Origin of the sequence: Arenicella xantha, assembly GCF_003315245.1 — a bacterium.
GTDB classification, from domain to species: domain Bacteria; phylum Pseudomonadota; class Gammaproteobacteria; order Arenicellales; family Arenicellaceae; genus Arenicella; species Arenicella xantha.
In genome coordinates, this window is record NZ_QNRT01000004.1 from 159944 (window position 1) to 178729 (window position 18786).

17 protein-coding genes are annotated in these 18786 nt (G+C 48.1%); 9 read left to right on the forward strand and 8 right to left on the reverse strand.

The features are described from left to right. Position 1 precedes the first annotated feature (1 nt). Positions 2–892: an SGNH/GDSL hydrolase family protein gene (locus DFR28_RS14375; RefSeq protein ID WP_113955073.1), complete on the forward strand. Its 891-nt coding sequence runs from the start codon at positions 2–4 to the stop codon at positions 890–892. A gap of 93 nt (positions 893–985) precedes the next feature. Here the strand turns inward: DFR28_RS14375 and DFR28_RS14380 are convergent, their stop codons facing one another. Continuing rightward, positions 986–1600 (reverse strand): hypothetical protein, encoded by a 615-nt coding sequence (locus tag DFR28_RS14380; protein ID WP_113955074.1) that lies wholly within the window; start codon positions 1598–1600, stop codon positions 986–988. 228 nt (positions 1601–1828) lie between these two features. On the opposite strand from DFR28_RS14380, the gene DFR28_RS14385 reads away from it, so the two are divergent. Next, complete coding sequence (locus DFR28_RS14385; protein ID WP_113955075.1) at positions 1829–3499, forward strand: acyltransferase family protein; 1671 nt, start codon at positions 1829–1831, stop codon at positions 3497–3499. Here the strand turns inward: DFR28_RS14385 and DFR28_RS14390 are convergent. Beyond that, on the reverse strand, positions 3481–4800 hold the full coding sequence (locus DFR28_RS14390; protein WP_113955076.1) for an SGNH/GDSL hydrolase family protein: 1320 nt from the start codon (positions 4798–4800) through the stop codon (positions 3481–3483). The two genes, DFR28_RS14385 and DFR28_RS14390, sit on opposite strands and share 19 nt — an antisense overlap. A gap of 165 nt (positions 4801–4965) precedes the next feature. Here DFR28_RS14390 and DFR28_RS14395 point away from each other — a divergent pair, with 165 nt between their 5' ends. Further along, positions 4966–6243: a CinA family nicotinamide mononucleotide deamidase-related protein gene (locus DFR28_RS14395; protein WP_113955077.1), complete on the forward strand. Its 1278-nt coding sequence runs from the start codon at positions 4966–4968 to the stop codon at positions 6241–6243. 34 nt (positions 6244–6277) lie between these two features. Here the strand turns inward: DFR28_RS14395 and bioA are convergent, their stop codons facing one another. Then, on the reverse strand, positions 6278–7558 hold the full coding sequence (gene bioA, locus DFR28_RS14400) for an adenosylmethionine--8-amino-7-oxononanoate transaminase (RefSeq protein ID WP_113955078.1): 1281 nt from the start codon (positions 7556–7558) through the stop codon (positions 6278–6280). Further along, on the reverse strand, positions 7558–8298 hold the full coding sequence (locus DFR28_RS14405; protein WP_113955079.1) for a sulfite exporter TauE/SafE family protein: 741 nt from the start codon (positions 8296–8298) through the stop codon (positions 7558–7560). Before DFR28_RS14405 ends, bioA begins: the two co-directional genes overlap by 1 nt. Positions 8299–8369: 71 nt before the next feature. Here DFR28_RS14405 and DFR28_RS14410 point away from each other — a divergent pair, with 71 nt between their 5' ends. The 3 genes from DFR28_RS14410 to DFR28_RS14420 are packed head-to-tail and all read left to right on the forward strand — an operon-like array spanning position 8370 to position 10551. After that, positions 8370–9179, forward strand: coding sequence for an alpha/beta fold hydrolase (locus DFR28_RS14410; protein ID WP_113955080.1), 810 nt, complete (start codon positions 8370–8372; stop codon positions 9177–9179). Beyond that, on the forward strand, positions 9172–9738 hold the full coding sequence (locus DFR28_RS14415; RefSeq protein WP_113955081.1) for a sigma-70 family RNA polymerase sigma factor: 567 nt from the start codon (positions 9172–9174) through the stop codon (positions 9736–9738). Before DFR28_RS14410 ends, DFR28_RS14415 begins: the two co-directional genes overlap by 8 nt. A gap of 57 nt (positions 9739–9795) precedes the next feature. Further along, positions 9796–10551: a DUF3379 family protein gene (locus DFR28_RS14420; RefSeq protein ID WP_113955082.1), complete on the forward strand. Its 756-nt coding sequence runs from the start codon at positions 9796–9798 to the stop codon at positions 10549–10551. 9 nt (positions 10552–10560) lie between these two features. Here DFR28_RS14420 and DFR28_RS14425 read toward each other — a convergent pair whose 3' ends face one another. The 4 genes from DFR28_RS14425 to DFR28_RS14440 form a co-directional block, all read right to left on the reverse strand. Continuing rightward, positions 10561–11208, reverse strand: coding sequence for an MBL fold metallo-hydrolase (locus DFR28_RS14425; protein ID WP_113955083.1), 648 nt, complete (start codon positions 11206–11208; stop codon positions 10561–10563). 6 nt (positions 11209–11214) lie between these two features. Continuing rightward, on the reverse strand, positions 11215–12297 hold the full coding sequence (locus DFR28_RS14430; protein ID WP_113955084.1) for an SCO family protein: 1083 nt from the start codon (positions 12295–12297) through the stop codon (positions 11215–11217). A gap of 131 nt (positions 12298–12428) precedes the next feature. Continuing rightward, entirely contained in the window at positions 12429–12878 is a 450-nt protein-coding gene (locus tag DFR28_RS14435) for an NfeD family protein (protein WP_113955085.1), read from the reverse strand. Positions 12879–12887: 9 nt separating this feature from the next. Next, on the reverse strand, positions 12888–13745 hold the full coding sequence (locus tag DFR28_RS14440) for an SPFH domain-containing protein (protein WP_211317014.1): 858 nt from the start codon (positions 13743–13745) through the stop codon (positions 12888–12890). A 149-nt stretch (positions 13746–13894) separates the two neighbouring features. Here DFR28_RS14440 and truD point away from each other — a divergent pair, with 149 nt between their 5' ends. The 3 genes from truD to relA all read left to right on the forward strand — a co-directional run bounded on the left by truD (position 13895) and on the right by relA (position 18776). Further along, positions 13895–14974: a tRNA pseudouridine(13) synthase TruD gene (truD, locus tag DFR28_RS14445; protein WP_170132114.1), complete on the forward strand. Its 1080-nt coding sequence runs from the start codon at positions 13895–13897 to the stop codon at positions 14972–14974. Continuing rightward, a complete protein-coding gene (gene pabB / locus DFR28_RS14450; RefSeq protein WP_113955088.1) occupies positions 14889–16418 on the forward strand; it encodes an aminodeoxychorismate synthase component I in 1530 nt (509 codons plus the stop codon). Before truD ends, pabB begins: the two co-directional genes overlap by 86 nt. Positions 16419–16574: 156 nt before the next feature. Next, positions 16575–18776, forward strand: a complete 2202-nt coding sequence (relA, locus tag DFR28_RS14455) for a GTP diphosphokinase (protein ID WP_170132115.1) — start codon at positions 16575–16577, stop codon at positions 18774–18776. Positions 18777–18786 lie beyond the last annotated feature (10 nt).

The window sequence follows — 18786 nt, forward strand, 5'->3', positions numbered from 1 at the left end:
TATGTCGAAGATAGCTTTTCCTAATTATTTACCAGTCCTGAAAAAACGACGCAAACCTCGCTCAGTAATCGCGGGCATAGTCGCTGCCTTGGTCGGCGTTCAGTCTACAGCTGCGCTTGCCGCAGCTGACGACCCCACTGTGATTGTTTTGTTCGGTGATAGCACAACCACGGGAATTAATGCGAACTATAATAGCGAGACTGATAGGCAGGGAAACGGAACTATCACGCGTGGTTGTCCAACCATTTATTTGACGAACCTACTTCAAAACCTGGATCCAATTGAACCACCGCAAAGCTGCCCGACAACTATTTATAATTCGCCGGTTTTTGATGCAAATAATGAAGATCGCGATGTAATTGTTGCCAACTGGGGTTGGGGTGGAAGTGATACGGATAATGGTGTGTCACGAATTCAGTCGAATTTGAGCAGCACCAAAGGCAGTTATGCCGCAAAGGCCTACCATGTGCTGATTATGTATGGCACTAATGATTTTAATTCTAGTATTAGTACATCTACAACGCGCTTTAATCTGCGGCAGATGATACAGCGAGCCAGGCAAGTAGGTTATACGCCTGCGCTCGGAACGTTAACGCCACGAGATGACCGAGCGATAGAGCCGTATAATTCAGCGGTTAGCGGTGCTGCGAGTGATGAAGGCGTGCCATTGATTAATCATTACGCCCGCTTTGTCGCTCAATCTGGCGGTTGGCGTACTCTTATTCCGCAAGAAATCAGCTCCTTAACCGGTGAATTGATACGCGTACACCCAAATGATCATGGGTATCTGGTTATTGCTGAGACTTGGTTTGATCAATATTTGAAAAACATTATTGATCCGGAAGCGAGTTTTAATGTTGTTCCGGTAATAAGTTTGTTGCTTTCAGACTGAGAGTCTTTAGTTTTTATGGCTGAGAGTTGATTTGGCAAAAAAAAGCACAGCCATTAGGCTGTGCTTTTTTTACTTTGTTACAACTGTGTATATCTACTCGGCTCCAGTAACTTCTTCAGGTGCGAGCAGTAGATTAATTGCGGCTGATGGGACAACAGGTTCTTGTTCTGTTACGCCGCCAGGGTTGCCTGGATCGTATGGAACAACGCCAGAGCCCCAACGGTATAGCTCGACATTAGTGCGTTGCGCTACATTGATACCACCCGATGTGTCACGTGTTACACCGGCAACCATAAAGCCATAGATTTCACCATTCACTTTGTTAAAGTTATTAATTGGTGAACGGAAATGACAACAACCGCCAAATGCCGTGGTCTTTTTAGTGATTTGCCCAGGACGTAAGTACTCCCATGTTCCCGCGTGCCAGACTCCACCTAGTTTGACGAAACCCCACGCGTTTGCATTGACTGCGGCGCCGCCTAGAGAGTTTGGACGTACTGCAGGCCAACTGTTAGCGCGGTCGTATCGAAGGTTGATGTTGCCGCCGCTGATATCGACGTTAAGTCGAGAGCCAATTGGCCAGTCTTTGACATAGGGAGCTTCAATGAAAACCACATCGCTAAAATCTTGTGGGAATGCGGCTTTTGTAGAATTCGTAAAAAGTAGGCAGGCAGTCAATACGAGTGCCAATGAGATAGTTAGCTTCATAAGTACTTTAATTTAGGTGGGTTACGTTGTAATTATTGTTCGAGTCGAGAGTCAGATAGTTGCTATTACTAGTACTCAGCTGAGTTTACCTGAATGATCAACTTTGTGCCATCGAGATTCGTATAGCGGTAATAAATGTGTAGAAGCTTAAGCTTATTCGTTGTCTATATAGGTGTTCGGCGTTTTGCTTGTTTATAATCTCGCCTTTAAGAATTAGACTCGCAACCTATGAACGAGCTTAACCAAAAATTGTCGAAAACCGCTTACATCTTAATTGTGGGAACGTTTGTCGCTACCTATTCGATTCTTACGTGGTACTTTTCCGCAACGGTAGGCCGCGTTGTCCTAGAAGGAAAGTTCCCAGTAGGTGCCGTGGTAACTCTTGAGTTTGAGAATTATTTTGGCGGCGTGGTGCGTCAGGAAATCGCCCTTGCGGATCGACCATTAAGGGATAAGCAGCGCGTCAGCACCGAACGCATAAATGCGCCAGTAAAACGATTCACTTTGGCATTCTCATTGGACAAGGTAAACACACCGCCAGGAAAGTCTGTGGTGAATCTCTATAATATTCAAATTGAGCAACCATTTTCAGATTTCACAGTGATTTCGAAAGCTCAATTACCCTCGTTCTTCGCTAGCGACAGCTTTTTCGGTGGTCGAAATTCATATATTCAACTAAAAGAAAACTCGGATCGATCGCAGTTAACGGCTGAGTTGGAGAGTATTCAAGCGTTGCCTCGGGCAGAATGGTATTGGTCAGTTTTTCCCGCCTTGTTCTTGTCTTTTATTGTTTGGTTGGTTGCACGTAATCACCGTTGGAGCGATATTCCAGCGTTCAGGGATATGTCGCTAGGTCGCAAGATTTCGACTCAAGCCGAGTTTGACAGCATCAATGGTATACGTGGTCTTGCCGCCTTATTAGTGTTATTTAGTCACGCCGCGCCGGGCTTTGAAGCCGTTAATATGGGGATCGCAATTCTATTTGTGATTAGCGGGTTCTTGCTGTCTAAACCGTTTGTGCTAAATCCTAGTCAAATATTTGATTGGCAAAAAGTTGAAAGCTACTTGGTAAAACGAATTAAGCGTATTTTGCCGATGTATTACACATTTATCTTTATTAGCTACGTGCTGACAATGGAGTTTGATACAGCGGCTAGGAATTTTCTTTTTGTTGAGGCTAGTGGTCACTTGTGGCCAATGACTCAGATCTTTGCCTTTTATATGCTGCTACCACTGGTGTTGTTGCTGACCACAGGATTGTTTCGAGTCAACAAATTACTGCCTGTCGTGGTGTTGTGCGCCGCTTCCTATTTGTGGCTGCAAACTATGTCGGATTGGCAACCGTTCTACAATGGGCGCTATTTTAAGGAGTTTTATCTATACGCGTTTCTCCTCGGTGTGGCTGGCGCCTACTTACATTTTGGTTTTGGTAAATTGATGTGGACTGATCGTTGGCCGAACTTGCTGGCATGTGTGGTGTTGGCAGCGTTAGTGCTTGCTATAGCGTGGTCGGCACCGGTTGCGCCGCCAGCTTTTATTCGTCCATTTATTGCATCGTTCTATGGCAAGTGTGTGGTGAGCTTGCTACTTATTATTCTCATTCTGCGTCTGTCACACACATGGTTGCGGTTACTTATAGCAAACCCGCTGTTCCGTTCAGTTGGTGTGGTGGGTTTTAGCTTTTACCTGCTACATGGGCTAGGCATGCAGATGGCAAATCATCTGTTGACCGCCGTATTAGGTATTAGCGAAACTGATCCTCGATCATGGACATTAGTGGTGCTGGCGTTCGCTATGACCTACCTCATGTCGCTCATAAGCTATTCGTATGTAGAGCGACCGTTTTTCGGTTATCGCGAAGCCCCTTTGAACACATCAAATCAAGGTTTTAAAGGATAGTAATCGGCCTTGACTGTTTTGGCGATTTCTCTGACCACAATGTCGTAGCCCTTAGGGTTGAGGTGACAGCAGTTGTCGACGTATAAGGTGTCCGGGATGTCTTTAAACATATACGTTAAGTCATAGAAGTGTATATTTTGCTGAATAAGCCTTTGGCTCTCTTTGATTAGGATCGGGAAAGTTTGTCGGTACACATTTCCGTATCCGCCCTTGGGGAGAATAGCGATGGCCTTTTCGGCCGGATTGAATAGCTTGGCGCCATCAATATACTGATTGGGTTGCAAGAAATGATAGTAGCGCGCGCCATTCCCTTCAGCTAAGTCGCGCATGGCCAACGAGCTGTCTACCCAAATCTTAGCAGCGTACTCTGCTACCGCTTCCGCTGATTCGAGATCAAAGTCTGGACCAAGTGCCTCATAGGCGAAGTCGCGGTTCTTGTCTGAAGGATTAAACAATTGATCAATTTCGGCATCGGCTTTAGCTATTCTATCTATGTAGCCTGGGTCCATGATTCGCCATAAAAAATTTATCATCGGGCTCCAGCGAACGGGGAAGGTGCTAGTCCACTCGGCTAGACCAGAACGACTCTCAAGAAGTTGAAACTTATGGCTATAGGCCCGCAAACCTGCTTTTGTCAGTGATGAGCTGACGCGGTGGTTCCATGATTTCGGGAAGGCCGGATGCAGCCCTGCGTCGCGCCAACCATAATAGCTTGCGGCCATTTCATTAAATCCATCGAGATTGATGATGACGTCAAATTCGGCGCCTAACGATAAGTAGTAAGCCAGTTGCATTAATTGCTGTGGCTGCTTGTATGCGCCCATAGCCATGTTATAGACGACCACTTCTTTACCTTCAAATTCGGGGATTGAGCGCATAACTTTGTCAAAATAGCGCTTACTACCTCCACGTACTGTGCCATCTGCAAAAGAGCCGCCCAGTACCCCGACTACGGCTGTTTTATCTGAACGTTTTGCTAGTGGCCGATCAGTATCGACCTTGATTCGTGAGGCGCATTGAGTTTTGTCAGATGACTTGCAATTGGGGTCAATCCTTTTGCCGTCGATCGAGAAGCCGACATAGGGATGTAATATCGGTGTCTGAATAACGTTATTTTGCTCGGCATTCGCGGGTACGAATACGGCGCTCTTATCTTTAGCTTGGGCGGCTTCAAGTTTCGCCGATTGCAGTGACGCTATATTGTAATCACCAAATTTGATGCGGTAAGCAGCATACGCCGTTAACTCGATTAGCCCGTAGGTAAATGACAGTAAAATTAGAGTGAATAGGGCTTTTTTCATCTTTCGGTAGGTCCGAGTCGACAGCTTGTTAATATAAGGCCGTAGTGTAACGCCTTCGAATTAGGCATCACAAGGGTGAGTCTCGATTGATGCTTGCAGTACGATCACACAGCAGTCAAACTCTAGACTATTAACCTAACACTCCCCACGCGTGAGCATAACTTTATGAAGGTTTCACTTTTACTTACTGGTAATGAGTTGATGACTGGTGACACGGTCGACTCTAACTCGGCCTATATTGCGCAGTCGTTGAAGGATATCAATTTAGTTCCTTTTATCAAAACCGTGGTAGGTGACGATTTGACACTGCTCGTGAAGTCGATTCAGGAGTTATCAGCTGTCACCGACGTGCTTATTGTAAACGGTGGTCTTGGGCCAACGGTAGATGATCTGACGGCGCAAGCGCTATCGATGGCGGTCGGTTCGCCTTTAGCGCGCAATGCGCAAGCTTTTGAGAAGCTGGACGAATGGGCGCAGCGACGTGGTTTTGTGATAACCGAATCCAACCTAAAACAAGCTGAATTGCCTGCGGTTTGTGACATCATTGATAATCCCAAGGGCTCGGCTGTTGGGTTTCGGTGCGAATACAATGGGTGTTTGATTATGTGTACGCCCGGCGTACCAAGTGAGCTCAAACCGATGGTTGAGAATCATTTGTTGCCACTAATCCGCGCACATGGCGCAATCACAACAGTAAGCGATATTACACGCATTCGGGTGTTTGGTATCACGGAATCGGGTTTGCAGGATACGGTTAATGAAGTCTTTCCAGATTGGCCGCCCGAAGTAGATTTAGGATTTCGTGTGCAAATGCCCGTGATCGAGGTGAAGTTAGCAACCTTGAGTGAGGATGCTCGAGTGCTAAACGAAACCTGGACAAAAAAATTTATTGATCACTTTTCTGACTATGTGATTGGTTATGATGACGTGCGCTTAAGCCAAGCGTTGAATGCCGCATTGATGGAAAAACGCTTAGTGTTGAGCACGGCTGAATCGTGTACTGGTGGCTTGATTGCTGCTGGGATTACCAGTGAAGCCGGTGCTTCAAGTGTGTTCCAGGCCGGCTATGTGACGTATTCTAATGCAGCGAAACACCGAGACCTCGGTGTGTCACTGGAAGCGTTAGACGAGTTCGGCGCGGTTAGTGAGCAAGTGGTAACTGAGATGGTTGCTGGTGCACTGAGCCGTTCCGGAGCCGATATTGCCTTAGCGATATCGGGGATTGCCGGCCCAGATGGTGGTTCGCCCGACAAGCCAGTTGGAACGGTTTGGATGGCGTGGGGAGAGGTGGGTCAAATTCAAGCTCGTAAGTTCTATTTTCCTACGCAGCGTCTAGCCTTTCAGCGCACTGCATCCGCTATTGCGATGGACTTGGTTCGGCGTCATGTATTGGGCTTACCGACTGACGTAGATTACTTTAGCGAGTTGAAAAAAAAGCGCTAGCGAATCTTGTCAAAACGCACGGTTAGGCTTGTTGTTAGGCCGCGCCGTGTTGTGCGAAGTCGAGCATGGCTTGGCAAACGGTAGTCAGGTCAGCGTCGGACATAATAAACGGCGGCATCACGTAAAGTAGTTTTCCAAACGGGCGTACCCATACGCCCCGTGCTACAAAAAATGCTTGGGCGGTAACCGGGTCAATAGGCTCAACCATTTCGATTATGCCAATACCGCCTAACACACGCACATCGGCGACTGTACTCAGCTGCTGTGCTGGCATCAATTGGTCCTTTAAAGTACGTTCTAGGCGTTTTACTTGGGCAGCCCAGTCTTGGTTCAATAACAGCTTTAGACTGGCGTTGGCGGCAGCGCAGGCTAGTGGATTACCCATAAAGGTTGGACCGTGCATAAAAACACCGCCATTTTGCGAAATGCCTTGCGCTATTTTCGACGACGTTAGCGTTGCCGCGAGCGTCATATATCCTCCGGTTAAGGCTTTGCCAACGCACAGTATGTCGGGCGTTATTTCGGCCCATTCGCACGCAAATAATTTTCCAGTACGGCCAAATCCGGTAGCAATTTCATCGGCTATTAACAATACATGGTAGTGATCACACAGTTGCCTGACACGCTTAAGGTAGTCAGGATGGTACAGCCACATTCCGCCGGCGCCTTGCACGATTGGCTCCAAAATAATGGCGGCGATATCGGCATGATGTTGAGCAAAAACGGCTTCTAGATCGGCCAAGCTTGCGGCTGAAAAGGGAGTCTCAAATCGACTACTGGGGCGCTCAGTGAAAAACTGGGGGGTAACGGCTTGGTTGAATAAGTGGTGCATGCCGGTATCTGGATCGCAGACGGACATGGCGGCAAATGTATCGCCGTGATAACCACCGCGTAGCGATAATAATTTACGCTTCTTGGTTTGGCCAGTGGCTTGCCAGTATTGCAGTGCCATTTTGATCGCGACTTCGACGCTAATCGATCCTGAGTCTGCTAGGAACACGTGCTGGAGCGCTTCCGGCGTGATGTCGATCAGCGTTTTGCATAGCGTAATTGCTGGTTCATGGGTAATGCCGCCGAACATGACGTGGGACATTGCGCTTAGCTGAGTGTGGAGCGCTGCATTGATATCTGGATGGTTGTAGCCATGAATTGCACACCACCAAGATGCCATGCCATCGATAAGCTCTCGCCCATCGGCCAATTTTAAGCGAACTCCTTCGGCACTGGTAACCAGTTGTGTTGGCAGTGGCGCGGTGGCGGATGTGTAAGGGTGCCAAATGTGCGCTTGATCGAAGGCCAGTAGGTCTGAAGTCATTAGAAAAATAGCAGCTTAATGATGAATGCGACGATCACGATGTTCAGGGTTATCTTGATCGGACCGATACCCTGTTTAATTTGCATGTTAGCGGCTAACCACGCACCGATCCAAGTGCCGATGCCGAGTGCAATACCGTACATCCACGCCAGCTCAAGTTGTGCCGCAAATACGCTCAAGGCGACCACCGTGTAGCACAACACAATAAATACTTTATGCGCATTGGTGGTAACTAAATCCAGTTGCATAACTCGGTTGAGTATAGGCATGAGCAAAAAGCCGACGCCGATATGGATTAAGCCGCCCCAAAATCCAATTAAAACCATTAAGGCGTGTCCAGCTATGAGTCGATTGCGCGACGGCGAGTCGTTAACGCTGATGGTTTTGGGTTGCGGTAGCGACATGACGATCAACACAATAACCATGACGATGGCTAACAGTGTATTGAATTGGTCGTTGGGAATTCGAGATGCCAGTGACGCACCGATTAAGGTACCTGGAATCGTGCATAAGCCCAAAGTCAGGCTAAGTCGAAAGTTCGAAATTCCCTTGCGGTAAAATGCCCACACAGCTGAGATGTTCTGCGGCAGAATAGCAATGCGATTAGTGCCGTTGGCAACGGTGCCAGGAACTCCCAAGAAAATCATCACTGGCACGGACAGCATAGAGCCGCCGCCAGCCATGACATTTAGGAAGCCGGTGGCAATTCCGGTAACGGTAAGAAGTAATAGCTCTAACATGCACGGATTGTATCGAAAAACCGAGGCTAGCAGGGGGCGCATCGCACAAAATAACTTGTTACACTGTGGCTATGCATCTGTATTCTCAATCCTATCCGTCCGACATCGGGCAATTCGCAGCTCAGACCCCACCGGTCATCATTATTCCCGGTTTATTTGGCTCCACCAGCAATTGGCGTGGCTTCGCGCAAGCACTCGGAGCTTATTACCCTGTGGTGGTCATAGACCAGCGTAACCATGGTCGCTCGCCGCATGCTCCGTCGCACACCTATCAAGATATGGTTGACGACTTGCTTGAATTTATCGATCAACACTCATTCGACAAGGTAATTCTGTGCGGGCACAGTATGGGCGGCAAAGTCGCTATGCTGTTTAGCCATCAATACCCAAAACGCGTTGCTAAGCTAGCCGTGTTGGATATTGCACCGATCACTTACCCGCATAGCCACGCGGCGTATCTAGAGGCGATGTTGGCGATCGACTTGAGTACTTTAGCTTCGCGCGCAGAAGCCGATAAAATATTGAAGCCAGCAATACCGGATACCGCAACGAGGTTGTTTCTGTTGCAAAGTTTAGTTGGGTCTCCTACGGAGTATCGATGGCGCTTAAATTTATCAGCATTATTAGAATATATGCCGCAAATAGTCGGTTTTCCGGAGGCTTCTTTAACTGGCGACGTTGGTCAGCTAGAGACAGTGTTTATTTATGGTGAGTCGTCGGATTATGTGCAAGTTCAGCATCATGAACTTATTCGTGCGCATTTCTCAACGGCGCAGTTTGTGGGGATTCCCAACGCCGGACATTGGCTGCACGCGGAGCAGCCTAAATTGGTATTGCGCGCGGTTTTAGATTTTTTAGGGATAAGTGAAACAAATGACTGAAATTAGTAATGAATCGGCTGATGATCAGGTCAATTACGACATGATGGATAAAAACCGAAAATACGCCTTACTGATCGAAGCCCATTCGCAGGATTTGTACAAGTACGCACTGTGGCTCTGTAAAGATAAGAATATGGCTGAAGATGTGATGCAAGAAGCGTTTTTACGCGCTTGGAAGTCACTCGATAATTTGCGTGAAGCCAAAGCCGCTAAGGGCTGGCTGTTTACGATATTTCGTCGTGAGCATGCGCGTCAATTTGAACGCAAACAATTTAAGTATAACGACGTGGAAGAAATGGATACCATCGCTGATGCTCAAAAGGGTTACGACGATCGCCCCGAAGCATTTGCGCTACGTAATGCGTTAAAGCGCCTGCCCGATGATTATCGTGAACCGCTAGAGATGCAGGTGTTAGGTGGATTTTCATGTGATGAAATAGCCACCATTCTCGAAATAAGCTCGAGTGCCGTGATGACAAGATTGTTCCGAGCGCGTAAAAAAATGCGCCAAGTTTTAGGGCACGAGTCGGTGCCTCAATTGGGAGTAGTGGGCGACTAAGTTAGTTACATGATTATTACCGTCCTAGTGAACAAATTAACAGAAGATTTATAGAGCATGAATTGTTTAGAATTTAAGAGGTTAGCGTTATCCGACCCGCACAACCAAGCGCACGAATTTGTGTCGCATAGTCATGCGTGTCCTGACTGCCTAAAATACGTTGGCGGAGTCAAGCAGATGGACGCTGACTTGGCGGACAGCTTAGAAGTAAAAGTGCCAAGCGATTTGATGGCCCGTCTGAAGCTCAATCAAGAGCTAGCGAACGAAGCAGAGGAGGATGAAAATTCATCGTCGTTCCGATTTGCAGGTAAGTTTCGCGGCTATTCGATTGCCGCTAGTTTAGCCATAGCGGTCTTTGTGGCAGGTTTTATAGCGAGCAATCAATTTGGACTGAATCAACAGATTGACAGTGACTATCAGTCTCTATTGGCTGGCGTGGTAGAGCATATGCGTGAGCAGCCAATGACTCCAGTGGTAGATGCAGCCATCGCTAACCGCGATGCCAAAACGCTATTGGCGAGCTACGATAGCGATATGAAATTGAAGTATTTGAGTAACCTGCAATTCACTCGGATATGTCCGATGGGGCAATATCGTGGACTGCATGCTACTTTGGATACGCCGGATGGCCAGGTGACGTTTGCCTACATTAAAGGTGATTCAGTCGGTCAATTACTCGACACTGGATATGAGGGCATGATTACTCGCGTAAAACCAGTGCGCGGAGGTAACTTGATTATTCTGAGTCGTACCAACAGTGCATTGCAACAAGCCGACCAACAGCTTGAAGATGCGATGTATTGGGATATCTAGGCCGGGCTGTTAGCCAAATCGTTGATCGGCAACAAAAGGGTTGGTTCGGCGCTCGTGTCCAAAGTTGGACATCGGACCATGCCCTGGGATAAATTGAATATCATCGCCGAGCGGAAATAAACGATTTCGAATTGAATCGATCAGTTGTTGTTGATTACCTTGGGGAAAATCAGAGCGCCCGATCGAACCTTGGAATAATACATCGCCAACTGCCGCAAAATGCTGCGATTGCTCCACAAAAACCACGTGCCCCGGTGTGTGTCCGGGGCAATGGGCGACGTTAAACGTCAAGTTGCCCAATGCTACTTGATCGCCATGTTCCAGCCATTGGTCGGGAGTAAACGTCTCGCCGTCAAAGCCAAAGCGTTGGCACTGTTCGGGTAGTAAATCAATCCAGAACTGATCGGCCTTATGTGGGCCAATAATTGGGACTCCAGTGGCGCGCGCTAATTCAGCAGTACCGCCCGCGTGATCTAAATGGGCATGCGTAATCAGAATTTTATCGAGCTCCAGCTCCAATTTGCCTAACACACCTCGAATTCTTTCGATTTCGCCGCCGGGATCAATCACTGCCGCTAAGCGGGTATCACTGCACCAGACGACGCTGCAGTTTTGTGCAAATGGTGTGACTGGAATAATTTCAAATTTCAATGTCATGCCGGACTACTGCTTTGGTTGTTTGATCGGCACGTCGACGGTGATTTGCTGTCCATCTGCAGTGCTAAAAACGATCTTGGTAGATTGGCCTTCGAGCAAGCTTTTTTTCGGTTTCATTAGCATGACGTGCTTACCCATTGGTTCAAAACTAGCTGATTCGCCGGGCGCTAACTCAAGTGTGGCTAGATGTTCCATGCTCATTACATCGTTTTGCATAATTGATTCATGCATCATGCTCATGGCAAAGTCTGGACTGCTGACAGCGGTTAAACTAATGGTTTTCGTCGATGTGTTTTGCACGATAAAATAGGCCGCCATGCTAGTCGCGGTTGGCGGCGCAGGTCGAATCCACGCGTCGGAAAATAGCAGGGCGCTTGTATTTGAAGGTGTTGTATTTTCGGTTAGGGCGCTAGTCGCTTGAGTCGTGCTGGTGTTTGATGTTGCTTGGTTGATGCCTTGATACTTAGCAAGATCAATTAAGTCGGCGGTGATTTCATCAGCTTTGTGTGGCGCGGTAATCACGCCGGCGTACTGGCCTTGCGGGTTAATCAGTATTAGCGCCGCGCTATGGTCGACATCATAGGCACCATTGTCGGCCGCTTTGTCTTTAAAAAACAAGACGCCGACTTGCTTCGCGAACTCGGTGGTATCACTGACATTGGCTCGCAGTCCGACAAATTCGTTATCGAAAAATGGCACATAATTGGCAAGTCGTTCGACACTATCGCGCTCAGGATCGACCGTTACCATGATCACTTTATTGTTTGACCAAAAACCGGCCTCAGATACACGCTGCTTCACTTGCTTAAGCGTTTGCATGGTGGTTGGGCAGACATCGGGGCAGTGCGTGAAACCGAAAAAAATGATGCTCCAGTGGCCTTGGAATTGGTCTACGTTAACCGTGTCACCGCGGTGATCAGTAAATGTAACTGGGGCTAAGTCTCTAGGCGTTGGTAATAGAATTAATTTTTTAAATTCAGGTTGTGGTGGTGCCGATTGGCTACCTAGTTGGATATAGACGCCGATGCCAATTGCGAGTAATGCGACGAGAATAAAGACGGGGTTTACTTTACCAAGCTGATATTTCATGGTTCTGGATTGTGGTTGGAATCGGGTTTATGTGGGGTCGGTTGCGCTCCAAAAAGCGTGCAGAGTATAGCTCAACTTGAGTGACGAGTCCTACACTGTCAAAGCATGTGGCGTAGCGAACTCGGTATGGCTTAAACCGCTTCTACGTGCAGAATGCTACCGTTGACGTCGACGACTTTGACCTTGGTGCCAACAGCGGCATCGTCACCGGCTACTTTCCATTGGCTATCGTCAACGCGGACTTTACCAAAACCGTTGACGATCGGTTCCGATAGCACTAAAACTCGGCCCTTATAGCCATGATTGCGGCGATTTAGCTGAGGTTGATCGGTAGTTGAATCTTCGTCATTGCGTACGAATTTCTTCCAAGCGACCAGCGATAAGACACTAAATATACCAAACAGCAAATACTGTATTCCCCACGCTAGCTCAGGTACGAAAAACTTCAGGGCAGCGGAGGCCGTTGCGGCAATTCCAAGCCATAAAAAGAACGCGCCAGGAGCGAATAATTCTAATCCAAAAAACACGCAGGCTAGGGCTAACCAGTGCCAAAATGAGGGGTTGTAAAATTGTTCGTCCATTATTCGGCCTTAAGATTTCTTGTCGAATGCTTCTTTGGCAAGTTCAGATATGCCGCCAATCGAACCAATAACACTCGAGGCTTCGAGTGGCATGAAGATTACTTTCTGATTATCTGCGCTGGCCATTTTGGTTAGCGCTTGAATATATTCTTGCGCAACGAAGTAGTTTACCGCTTGAATGCTACCTTCACTGATAGCAGTCGACACCATTTTAGTTGCTTGCGCCTCGGCTTGCGCTTCACGTTCGCGCGCTTCGGCATCGCGAAAAGCGGCTTCCTTGCGGCCTTCGGCTTCGAGGACTGCCGCTGTTTTTTGACCTTCTGCCCGTAAAATTTCAGATTGTTTGAAGCCTTCGGACTCTAGAATCGCGGCTCGTTTTTCGCGTTCAGCCTTCATTTGTCGAGCCATCGCATCGACTAAATCCTGCGGTGGCGCAATATCTTTGATCTCGATGCGCGTGACCTTAACGCCCCAAGGCGTGGTTGCTTCGTCAACAACGTGCAGCAATGCCGAGTTAATATTGTCGCGCTTAGACAGCGACTCATCGAGGTCCATAGAGCCCAGCACGGTTCGTATGTTGGTCATGGTTAAGTTGAGAATCGCTAGCTCAAGCTTATTTACCTCATAGGAGGCTTTGGCTGCGTCTATGACTTGAAAAAACACGACACCGTCGACACGCACCACGGCGTTGTCTTTGGTGATAACTTCTTGTGACATGACATCCAGCACTTGCTCCATCATGTTTTGCTTTCTACCAATCTTATCGACCAGTGGAATAATGATGCGGAGTCCTGGTCTGAGGGTTTGGGTATATCTTCCAAAACGCTCAACCGTGTACTCAAAGCCTTGTGGCACCACGACTGCCATGGATTTTAAAAACAGTAATAAGAATACCGCGCCGGCTATATAGAACCAAGATTCCATTTTTGTCTCCTGAGGTGGGTTATTGTTTATAATATGAGCCCCTAGGCCCAAATTACAAGCGGCGATTCACTTTCTATATGACGTTTATCTGTATGACGACTAAATCAGTCCTGAGTCAAGCAACCGAGTTGACTGATTGGTCCGCGGCATTTTCGCAGCTGGCGTACGCCAGTGAGCCGCCACAGGCTGTCGGCGTAATTAAATCTTGCCCGACCGACTTTCAAGTCGACGAACAAATGGCACATACACCAACTGGTGAAGGTGAGCACATTTGGTTGAAGGTGCGAAAAGAACGACAAAATACTGAGCAAGTAGCAAAAGGCCTTGCGCGCTTTGCGAGCGTGGCTTTAAGAGATGTCGGATATTCTGGTCTTAAAGATTTTCAGGCCGTCACAACCCAATGGTTTAGTGTTTGGCTGCCCAAGAGTGCCGGGCCAGATTGGAGTGGTTTTGATATGTTTGGCGTCGAATTACTCGAGGTCAGTCGTCATTCGCGTAAATTGAAGCGTGGAACCCATCAAGCTAACCGTTTTATTATTACCGTGCGGGATCTCGTCGCTGATCGTGAGCAACTGATATCCACGTTGAGCAATATCAAAGAAACCGGAGTTCCGAATTACTTTGGTGTGCAGCGCTTTGGGCGCGACTTTAACAATCTTAGGCTCGCCAATTCATTGTTAGTTGAGCGGCGACCAATTAAAAATCGCAATCTCAAAAGTATTGTTTTGTCATCCGCTCGTTCATGGTTGTTTAATCAGGTTGTGTCACAGCGTATTCGGCTAGGTACTTGGAATGAGCTTTATCTTGGCGAGCCAGCCAACTTAGATGGTACTAATAGTACTTTTTTAGCCAGTGGTGAGCCTGATGAATTGGGGCGATTGACGCAGCTGGACATCCATCCAACCGCCCCGTTGGTGGGGCGCGATGCTGACAAGGCAATGGCTGAATGCCCGAGCTTGCAGGCCATGGAGGCCGAATGGCTAGCACCATACAACGCGTATATCGATGGTTTGTGTCGGCTGGGTTTGGATTACCAACGGCGTGCGCTTCGCTCGAGAGTGCATGACTTAACGTGGTCATTTGACGATGACTGTTTGCGTTTGGAGTTTGTGTTACAGCGTGGTCAGTTTGCCACCTCAGTGCTGCGCGAGTTACTGCTCGAGTCGACCTAAAACAGTGACGTTGCGCTATACCGAGTATCCTTATATCGATTCAGCCACGCTGTTTGACGGCGTGGCAGATGAGCCTTGGGCGATGCTGCTGGATTCTGGTTTTATTGACGGCAAGTCTAGCTCCAGTTTGTCGTGGGGTTATGATGTGTTGGCAATCCGGCCTAGTCAAACCTTCGTGTTTAATGGTGGGGTAACCCAGCACGTAAAAGGTGATCAAGAACAAACTTTAGCCGGTGACCCGTTGCGTGTTTTGCAGCAATACTTGCCCGATATTACGCCACCTGAATGCCCGTTGGTGCCATATGTGCCCGGTGGAATGGGTTATTTTTCTTACGATTTGGCGCGTCACTTTGAACCACTTCCATCAAGTGCAAGTAATGATGAGCAACTCCCTCCCATGGCGGTTGGTGTATACGACGTGTTGTTGGTAGTTGATCACGCTAAGCGGCGCAGCGTGTTGGTCGAATGGGGCGACGAGCAAGCCAATGCTGAACTAGTTGAAACATGGGGCGAGCTGATTGAGGCACACTCCATGGTGTCAAGCAGCGGGTTGCCTGCGCGTTCAGGTAGCGAATTGCATCCGAGTGTCTGTGGGGGCTTGCAGTGTACCGATCCGGCCGAGAGCCTGGCTTCAAGCGAGTACCAAGCAGCGTTCGATAAAGTTCGCCAGTACACAATTGATGGAGATTGCTACCAAGTCAATTTAACCAATCAGTTTTCTGCCAAGGTGTCGGGTCGTGCTTGGTTGACCTATCGCTACCTTCGGGCGAAGAGTCCTGCGCCCTATGGTGCGTATTTAAACCTTCCGTTTGCGCAGATACTGTCTAACTCGCCGGAGAGTTTTATTCAGTGTCATAAGCAACAGGTCACCACCAGCCCGATAAAGGGTACTCGCCCGCGAGTTGTGAGTGACCCAAAGCGTGATGCTGATGTTGCGGCGGAATTATTAAGTAGTGCCAAGGATCGTGCTGAAAACGTGATGATTGTGGATTTAATGCGCAATGATCTAAGTCGTTGTTGCGAACTTGGTAGCGTGGCTGTGCCTGAATTATTTGCTTTGCACAGCTTTGCTAATGTGCATCATTTAATCAGTCGGGTAACCGGTCGGCTTAAACATGGATTGCATTCGTTAGATCTACTTCGTCATTGTTTTCCGGGCGGATCTATTACCGGTGCACCAAAAATTAGAGCAATGCAGATTATCGAAGAGCTCGAACCGGTACGGCGAGGTTTGTACTGCGGGTCCATTGGTTTTATCGGCGGTGACGGCAGCTTAGAAACTAACATCGCAATCCGCACGATCGTGGTTAAAGATGGGGTTGCTCGGTTTGCCGCGGGCGGTGGCTTAGTAATAGATTCTGAGCTTGATGCAGAGCGCCAAGAGCTCGAAGACAAGGCAAATATGATGCGAGATGCGCTATTTGGTGATAATTTGGGCCAATAGTGAGGTAAACCTTTAAAATTCCAAGGAGTTTTACTTGAAATTAGTGCCACCAATGCGCACACTCGCTAGTATTACTGAATAGCAATGTTTGCTTAGTTTTGGGTTCGGTAGCCCGTTTAGTTCATGGTTCAAGCCGCTTTAAGATCGCTTTCCGAAATGGAATTACCCGCCAGCCACGTCCCCGAATGGCTGAAAGGTATTGCGGATGGTCGTACGCCAGAGTGTGTATCTCGAATTGAGGAGGCGGCGCATTTTGCAATTAAGGCGCATACCGGGCAAAAACGTGCTTCAGGCGAGGACTACGTCAATCATACTTTTGCGGTGGCAGCGATTGTCCACGAACTGGGGTTGGATTCGGATGTAGTGATCGCCGCGTTATTGCATGATACGGTTGAAGACACCGCTGTCGAACTTGACGATCTTAGTAAGCTGTTTGGTGTTGATGTCGCTAACTTGGTTGACGGCGTTACTAAAATGGAAGTAATTCAAGAGCTGTCAGATCAAGCTAATCTTGGCCGCAATAATCAAGACGCTAAAGCCGAGAGCCTTCGTAAAATGATGCTGGCGATGGTGGATGATGTTCGTGTTGTGTTAATTAAGTTGTGCGACCGTTTACACAATATGCGCACCTTGGAGTCAATGCGTGCTGAAAAACAGAAGCGTATTGCAACTGAAACCTTGGAGATCTTTTCCCCATTAGCCAACCGACTAGGTGTGTGGCAGATAAAATGGGAACTCGAAGACCTATCGTTTCGATATATTGAGCCAGAAATATATAAGAGCATTGCGCACAAACTGGCTGAACGACGGGTTGACCGCGAAGGGTTTATTAACCGCTTCATCAGTGATCTTGAATCCGCCCTAGAGATTGATGGTGTGGAGGCCGAAATTCGTGGCCGCGCCAAACATATCTACAGCATCTGGAGCAAGATGCAAAAGAAGGGGCTTGAGTTTGAACAGTTGTTTGATGTGCGGGCTGTACGTGTACTAGTAAACTCGGTACAAGATTGCTATGCGGCACTTGGCTGTATTCACACTAATTGGAAGTATATTTCGGGTGAGTTCGATGACTACATCGCAACCCCTAAAGAGAATAATTATCGTTCCATCCACACCGCGGTAATTGGCCCAACCGGTAAAGTGGTCGAGGTTCAGATACGTACTCACGAGATGCATGAGTACAATGAGCTTGGCATTGCCGCGCACTGGCGTTACAAAGAGGGTCGCCGCGATAACGACCAAGCGGTTAACAACAAGATATTGTGGCTCCGTCAATTACTCGAATGGAAAGATGAAGTAGCGGATGCCAGCGAATTTGTTGACCGCGTTAAAGACGAAGTATTTGAAGACCGAGTCTACGTGTTTAGCCCAAAGGGCAAAGTCGTTGACTTGGCCTATGGCAGCACACCTATCGATTTTGCCTACGCCATTCACACTGAAGTAGGGCATCGTTGCCGTGGCGCAAAAGTTAATGGAAAAATGGTGCCTCTCACGCATAAGCTCCTCACTGGCCAGCAGGTCAGTATTATTACCGCTAAAACGGGCGGACCTAGCCTCGATTGGTTAGACAATCACAAAGGCTATGTGCGCAGTCGCCGTGCCCGAGCTCGTATTCAGCACTGGTTTCGACACGAAAACCGTGATGCCACGATTGCGCATGGACGGTCGTTGCTAGAGCGCGAGTTGGATCGCATGAATCTGAGCGACGTTAAATTTGATTTGTTGGCAAAGCAACTCGGCGTAGAGGACACGGATGAAATGTTTTTCAAATTGGTCGACGGCTCGATCAAGCCCGGTCGCGCGGCAGTGGTGGCGCAACGTATTCTAAAGCCTGAGGCGGATGAAGCTGACGACCAGTTAGAAATTAGTTTTAAAGGTGCCTCACGCGCGGCTAATGATGATGTCCGACCGGACAATCTAACCATTGAAGGCGTGAGCGGCTTGATGACGCATCTGGCACAATGTTGCCAGCCAGTACCTGGAGACAAGGTGCTTGGCTTTGTCACTCGTGGCACGGGTATTACTATTCATCGTGAAACATGTCCAAACATTCTTTATCAACAACATACGGCCGGTGAGCGAGTTGTTGAAGTGAATTGGGGGCAGTCAAGCGAACGGACTTACCCAATGACCGTGTTGATTAATGCGTTTGATCGCAAAGGCTTACTCAAAGATGTATCGACCGTGTTTGCGGATGAGCGAGTGAACGTATTGCAGATGAGTACGCGTACCGAACCCAAGGATGCGTCGGTGAATATGGAGGTAGATGTCGAGGTAACGAGTCTTGAAGCGATGAGCAAGCTATTAGCTAAACTTGACCAACTGCCTAATGTGCTGTCAGTAAAACGTAAGAAATAGTCAGGCTATT

Excerpts from the sequence above, each read along its gene's own strand:
- DFR28_RS14395 (WP_113955077.1), top strand. The coding sequence starts at position 4,966 with ATGAAGGTTTCACTTTTACTTACTGGTAATGAGTTGATGACTGGTGAC.
- DFR28_RS14430 (WP_113955084.1), bottom strand. The coding sequence starts at position 12,297 with ATGAAATATCAGCTTGGTAAAGTAAACCCCGTCTTTATTCTCGTCGCA.
- DFR28_RS14425 (WP_113955083.1), bottom strand. The coding sequence starts at position 11,208 with ATGACATTGAAATTTGAAATTATTCCAGTCACACCATTTGCACAAAAC.
- DFR28_RS14420 (WP_113955082.1), top strand. The coding sequence starts at position 9,796 with ATGAATTGTTTAGAATTTAAGAGGTTAGCGTTATCCGACCCGCACAAC.
- DFR28_RS14390 (WP_113955076.1), bottom strand. The coding sequence starts at position 4,800 with ATGAAAAAAGCCCTATTCACTCTAATTTTACTGTCATTTACCTACGGG.
- DFR28_RS14380 (WP_113955074.1), bottom strand. The coding sequence starts at position 1,600 with ATGAAGCTAACTATCTCATTGGCACTCGTATTGACTGCCTGCCTACTT.
- relA (WP_170132115.1), top strand. The coding sequence starts at position 16,575 with ATGGAATTACCCGCCAGCCACGTCCCCGAATGGCTGAAAGGTATTGCG.
- pabB (WP_113955088.1), top strand. The coding sequence starts at position 14,889 with ATGACTGTTTGCGTTTGGAGTTTGTGTTACAGCGTGGTCAGTTTGCCA.
- DFR28_RS14440 (WP_211317014.1), bottom strand. The coding sequence starts at position 13,745 with ATGGCAGTCGTGGTGCCACAAGGCTTTGAGTACACGGTTGAGCGTTTT.
- truD (WP_170132114.1), top strand. The coding sequence starts at position 13,895 with ATGACGACTAAATCAGTCCTGAGTCAAGCAACCGAGTTGACTGATTGG.
- DFR28_RS14410 (WP_113955080.1), top strand. The coding sequence starts at position 8,370 with ATGCATCTGTATTCTCAATCCTATCCGTCCGACATCGGGCAATTCGCA.
- DFR28_RS14415 (WP_113955081.1), top strand. The coding sequence starts at position 9,172 with ATGACTGAAATTAGTAATGAATCGGCTGATGATCAGGTCAATTACGAC.
- bioA (WP_113955078.1), bottom strand. The coding sequence starts at position 7,558 with ATGACTTCAGACCTACTGGCCTTCGATCAAGCGCACATTTGGCACCCT.
- DFR28_RS14405 (WP_113955079.1), bottom strand. The coding sequence starts at position 8,298 with ATGTTAGAGCTATTACTTCTTACCGTTACCGGAATTGCCACCGGCTTC.
- DFR28_RS14385 (WP_113955075.1), top strand. The coding sequence starts at position 1,829 with ATGAACGAGCTTAACCAAAAATTGTCGAAAACCGCTTACATCTTAATT.
- DFR28_RS14375 (WP_113955073.1), top strand. The coding sequence starts at position 2 with ATGTCGAAGATAGCTTTTCCTAATTATTTACCAGTCCTGAAAAAACGA.
- DFR28_RS14435 (WP_113955085.1), bottom strand. The coding sequence starts at position 12,878 with ATGGACGAACAATTTTACAACCCCTCATTTTGGCACTGGTTAGCCCTA.